The sequence below is a fragment of the Mesorhizobium sp. M4A.F.Ca.ET.050.02.1.1 genome (assembly GCF_003997725.1).
Lineage (GTDB): Bacteria > Pseudomonadota > Alphaproteobacteria > Rhizobiales > Rhizobiaceae > Mesorhizobium.
Map to the genome: position 1 here is coordinate 1 of NZ_RZSG01000473.1, position 4,745 is coordinate 4,745.

5 protein-coding genes are annotated in these 4,745 nt (G+C 64.8%); 4 read left to right on the forward strand and 1 reads right to left on the reverse strand.

Features of this window, described 5'->3' with window-relative positions:
• Window positions 1–801: flagellar motor stator protein MotA (gene motA / locus EOA33_RS24800; RefSeq protein ID WP_127406829.1), on the reverse strand; the 801-nt coding region annotated here is incomplete at its 3' end.
• 179 nt (window positions 802–980) lie between these two features.
• Here motA and EOA33_RS24805 point away from each other — a divergent pair.
• From EOA33_RS24805 to EOA33_RS24820, 4 genes are read left to right on the forward strand one after another with little or no spacing between them, the layout of a single operon-like run.
• Entirely contained in the window at window positions 981–1,757 is a 777-nt protein-coding gene (locus EOA33_RS24805) for a DUF1217 domain-containing protein (protein ID WP_189347655.1), read from the forward strand.
• A gap of 7 nt (window positions 1,758–1,764) precedes the next feature.
• Window positions 1,765–2,487, forward strand: a complete 723-nt coding sequence (gene flgF, locus EOA33_RS24810) for a flagellar basal-body rod protein FlgF (protein ID WP_126058494.1) — start codon at window positions 1,765–1,767, stop codon at window positions 2,485–2,487.
• A 4-nt stretch (window positions 2,488–2,491) separates the two neighbouring features.
• The gene (fliI, locus tag EOA33_RS24815) at window positions 2,492–3,898 is read left to right on the forward strand and encodes a flagellar protein export ATPase FliI (RefSeq protein ID WP_127406830.1); all 1,407 of its coding nucleotides are present in this window, start codon (window positions 2,492–2,494) and stop codon (window positions 3,896–3,898) included.
• On the forward strand, window positions 3,879–4,724 hold the full coding sequence (locus EOA33_RS24820) for a hypothetical protein (RefSeq protein WP_127406831.1): 846 nt from the start codon (window positions 3,879–3,881) through the stop codon (window positions 4,722–4,724). The genes fliI and EOA33_RS24820 overlap by 20 nt, the downstream gene beginning before the upstream one ends.
• The last annotated feature ends 21 nt before the right edge of the window (window positions 4,725–4,745 follow it).

Here is a 4,745-nt window from a genome sequence, read left to right on the forward strand (position 1 = left end):
GGATGAGATGGTCTTGCGGCCGAACTCGATCGCGACCTGCGGCAGCGCGCCGTTCATGTAGGCAAGCAGCGTCTGCTTGACGATGATGTAGAGGCGATTCTTCTTCTCGCGCACGGTCTTGATCTTGGTGGCGACGGGCCCCACCACGCCATAGGACAGGAAGATGCCGAGAAAGGTGCCGACGAGCGCGGCGCCGATCAGCCCGCCAAGGATTTCCGGCGACTGGTCGAGCGCGCCCATCGCCTTGACCACGCCGAGCACCGCGGCGACGATGCCGAGCGCCGGCAGGCCGTCGCCGACTGCCACCATCGCGTGGTAGGCCTTCAGCTTGTCGGTCCTGATGGTCTGGATCTCCTCGTCCATCAGCGCCTCGATCTCATGCGAACGCGCATTGCCGATGATGATGATGCGGCAGTAGTCGCAGATGAAATGCGTGAGATCGTGGTTCTTCAGCACCGTCGGGAATGCCTGGAAGATCGCCGATTCCTCGGGATTGTCGATATGCGCCTCGACCTCGCTGCGCGACTTGGAGCGCAATTCGCGCATCAGGCTGTGCAACACGCCGAGCGTCTCCAGATAATCCCGTTCCTTCGGCACCGCCTGCTTGAACGCTTCGAGAATGCCCTTGCCGGTGTCCTTGACGGTCTTCATCGGGTTGGCGACCAGGAAGGTGCCGAGCGCCGCGCCGCAGATGACCACCGCTTCCCAGGGCTGCATCAGCACGTGCAGATGGCCGCCCATGGCCATGAAGCCGCCGAGGACGCAGCCGAGCGTCACCACCAGTCCGATCAGAATGCCCACGCAAGATCCTTCCGCATGTCACCGCAGGTCCCAACCGATAATCCACGTGCCTTGTGTGAGGCTTGAATCGACGAGGCTTCAACCCCGCGAGGTCCGGCTCGCGGGTTGCGGGGCCGATTCAGCTTCGCGCAAGGAAGTGACTGTATTTTCCTGGAATAGCTTCGCCGGAGGCGCACAGCGTGTTGAACACTTATACGAGCTACCAGCTTATCGCCAAGGACATACCCAAGGCGATCGATCAGGTTGAGGCGCAGCCCGTCGTCAAGCGCGATACCGACTACTATCTCGCCAATATCGGCAACATCAAAACCATCGATGACTTCGTCAAGGACACCCGCCTGTTCACCTATGCCATGAAGGCATACGGCCTGGGCGACATGGCCTATGCCAAGGCCTTCATGGTCAAGGCGCTCAAGGAAGGCGTCTCGGATTCGGACAGCTTCGCCAACAAGTTGAGCGACAAGCGCTACGCCGCCTTCGTCAAGGCGTTCAACTTCGCCGCCTATGGCTCGACCGCCACGCTCTTTCCCTCCGCCCAGCAGGGCACGGTCGACAAATACATGCGCCAGACCCTGGAGGAGAATGCCGGCGAGACCAATCAAGGCGTGCGGCTGGCACTCTACTTCCAGCGCAAGGCGCCCGACATCACCAACTGGTACGACGTGCTGGCCGATACGGCACTTTCGAGCGTGGTGCGCACCGCGCTCGGCCTGCCCGATTCCTTTGCCTCGGCCGACATCGACAAGCAGGCGCAGTTGTTCGAGCAGAAGCTCGACATCGCCGATTTCAAGGACACCGACAAGCTGAACAAGTTCCTGACCCGGTTCACCAGCCTGTGGGAGATCAACAACCCCACCTCAACGGCGCAGACATCGGTCAGCGTGCTCTTTGCCCAGCCGACCACGGTCGGCATCTCGACCGATCTGATGATGGCCATGCAGAAACTGAAGTTCTGAGAACACCATGCAGGACAGCCTCTACGTCGCCCTCTCCTCGCAGATCGCGCTCGAGCGCCGGCTCGACACCATCGCCGACAATGTTGCCAATGCCTCGACCATCGGCTTTCGCGCCACTGGCGTGAAATTCGAGGATGTCGTCTCCGGCACTGGTCCGAAGTCGGTCTCCTTCGCATCCTCCGGCAAAACCTATCTTTCGACGGCGCACGGTTCGATGACCGAGACCGGCAATCCTTTCGACTTCGCCATCCAGGGCGATGCATGGTTTGCCATCGAAACGCCGACCGGCACGGTGATGACCCGTGACGGCCGTTTCTCGATGAACGAGAACGGCGAGTTGATGTCGATCGAAGGCTATCCTGTGCTCGACGGCGGCGGCGCTCCGATCCAGCTCGATCCGCGCAACGGCCCGCCCAAGGCCGGCGCCGACGGCTCGCTCCGACAGAACGACCAACTGGTCGGCGCCATCGGCCTCTACAATTTCGATCCCGGGCAGAATTTCGTCCGCTACGGCAATTCCGGCATCGTGCCCGCGCGGACGCCTGAACCTGTCACCGATCGCTCCGACGTCGGCGTGGCGCAGGGCTTCCTCGAGGAATCCAACGTCAATCCGGTGCAGGAAATGACCCGCCTGATCATGGTCCAGCGCGCCTTCGAGAATACGGCGGCGCTGATACGGCAGACCGATGCGACCACCGACGACGCCATCAAGACGCTCGGTTCCAAGTAGCGGCATGTCGACCAGCCTGCCCTCGCTACGCGCCCTTGAAAGGCAGCCTGATGCAGCACCCCGCGACCGGCTTGCCGCGTTGGAACGCGTCCTGCGCCGCTTCGATAGCGCCGCGTCCCTGCTCCGGCGCGGCGGCCGCGTCGCCGAGATCTCGCCGACCCATTACAAGGCGCGCGGCCTTTCCGACATCGCCAGGCTGGGCGACATTGTCGAGCAGCGCGGCCATGCCGGCGCGCGGCGCGGCGAAATCGTCAAGATCGGTCGTGACGAGGTGGTCGTGGCCCCGTTCGAGCGCAGCGCCGATGCCGGCATAGGCGATGCCGTGTTTCGGCGCGGGCCGCTGGCGGTGGCGCCGCATATCTCGTGGCGCGGACGCGCCATCGACGCGCTCACCCGTTCAATCGACGGCGGCCCGCCGCTGGAAAGGTCCGCATCCGCCTCGGGCGAGGACGCCACGACGCCAGGCGCCATGGCGCGACAGCGCGTCGGCACCGCCTTCACGACGGGGGTCAGGGTCATCGACATCTTCACCCCGCTCTGCTTCGGCCAGCGCCTCGGCATCTTTGCCGGTTCCGGCGTCGGCAAGTCGACGCTGCTCGCCATGCTCGCCGGAGCCGACGCCTTCGACACGGTCGTCGTTGCGCTGATCGGCGAGCGCGGCCGCGAAGTGCGCGAATTCCTCGAGGATACGATCGGCGCCGAAAGCATGGCCAAGACCGTGGCCGTAGTTGCCACCAGCGACGAGAGCGCCATGATGCGCCGGCGCGCCCCGGACACCGCCATGCGCGTCGCTGAGCATTTCCGCGACCAGGGCCACCGCGTGCTCCTGGTGCTGGATTCCATTACCCGCTTTGCCCATGCGCTGCGCGAGGTGGCGACGGGAACCGGCGAGCCGCCGGTCGCGCGCGGCTACCCGGCCTCGGTGTTCACCGACCTGCCCAAGCTGCTCGAGCGCGCCGGGCCTGGCGCCGAGGGCAAGGGGTCGATCACCGCCATCATCTCGGTGCTGATCGACGGCGACGACCACAACGATCCGGTCGCCGATTCCGTGCGCGGCATCCTCGATGGCCATGTGGTGCTCGACCGCGCGATCGCAGAACAGGGCCGCTATCCGCCGGTCAATCCGCTGTCGTCGATCTCGCGCCTGGCCGACAAGGCCTGGAGCGCCGAGCAGCGGATGCTGGTGACCAGGCTGAAATCGATGATCTCGCGCTTCGAGGACACGCGCGACATCCGCTTGCTCGGCGCCTACCAGGGCGGCGCCGACGCCGAGCTCGACATCGCCGTGCGCCAGGTGCCGCTGATCTACGAGGCGCTGACGCAGTCGCCGAAGGACCGCGCGTCCGTCGATCCGTTCGCCGACCTCGCCCGCTACCTGAAGGGAAAGCAGAATGGCGATGCAGGAGAGTGAGCGCCAGTACACCGAGCGCCTGCTGCGCGAGATGCTCGACGACGCCAGGGCCAAGGAAGACGCCAGGGCTGAGGAAGCACGGTCCGCCACAGCAAAGGCCGCTCGCGCTATGGCCGCCAAGGTCGCGGTCAGGACCGGGGCCGTCCTGGCCAAGGCGGCGAAGCCCGCTCTCCCGAGGACCGCCGGGCCTGCTAGGACCGTCGGGGATGATTTGCCCAAGGCTTCCCAGGTTGAGGTCGCCGAGACGATACAGGCAAGCCGCGATTCACTGATCGATGACCTGTTCCCGCGCACGGAATGGCCCACGCCGCCAAAGGCGGAATTTCCGCGGCTGGGCAAGAAGCCTGACCGGCGCAGCGATTTTGTCGTTGCCGCGCTCGGCGTCACGCTCGGTCTGATCTGTGCGCTATTTCCCTGGTACATCTTCTTCAATCAGGAACAGTTCGGCGTGCAGGCCATCAAGTTCGGCGGCAGCGGCACCAATGCCGGACGCGTCAGCGGCGGCTCGCAACTGGAAAATCCCGGCCAGCCGCTGACGGCCAAGGATGTTCCCGATGTCGACTTGTTCGCCACCGGCACGTTGCAGGATCCCGAGGACCCCGCCCAGGCTCCGGGCGTCGACCAACAGCCCTTTCCGGCGGACCCCAAGTTCCGCATGGTGCATGTCGCCAACGGCCGCGCCATGATTGAGGACGACGCCGGCCTGTGGATCGTCCAGCGCGGCTCGAAGCTGCCGGACTCCAGCATCGTCTCGTCGATTGAGCAACGTGGTGGCAAATGGGTCATGGTCACCAGCACCGACCAGGTGATCGAACTCTCCAAATAGCGGCGCGCGGGCCAGTAGCAC

Excerpts from the sequence above, each read along its gene's own strand:
- fliI (WP_127406830.1), top strand. The coding sequence starts at position 2,492 with ATGTCGACCAGCCTGCCCTCGCTACGCGCCCTTGAAAGGCAGCCTGAT.
- EOA33_RS24820 (WP_127406831.1), top strand. The coding sequence starts at position 3,879 with ATGGCGATGCAGGAGAGTGAGCGCCAGTACACCGAGCGCCTGCTGCGC.
- flgF (WP_126058494.1), top strand. The coding sequence starts at position 1,765 with ATGCAGGACAGCCTCTACGTCGCCCTCTCCTCGCAGATCGCGCTCGAG.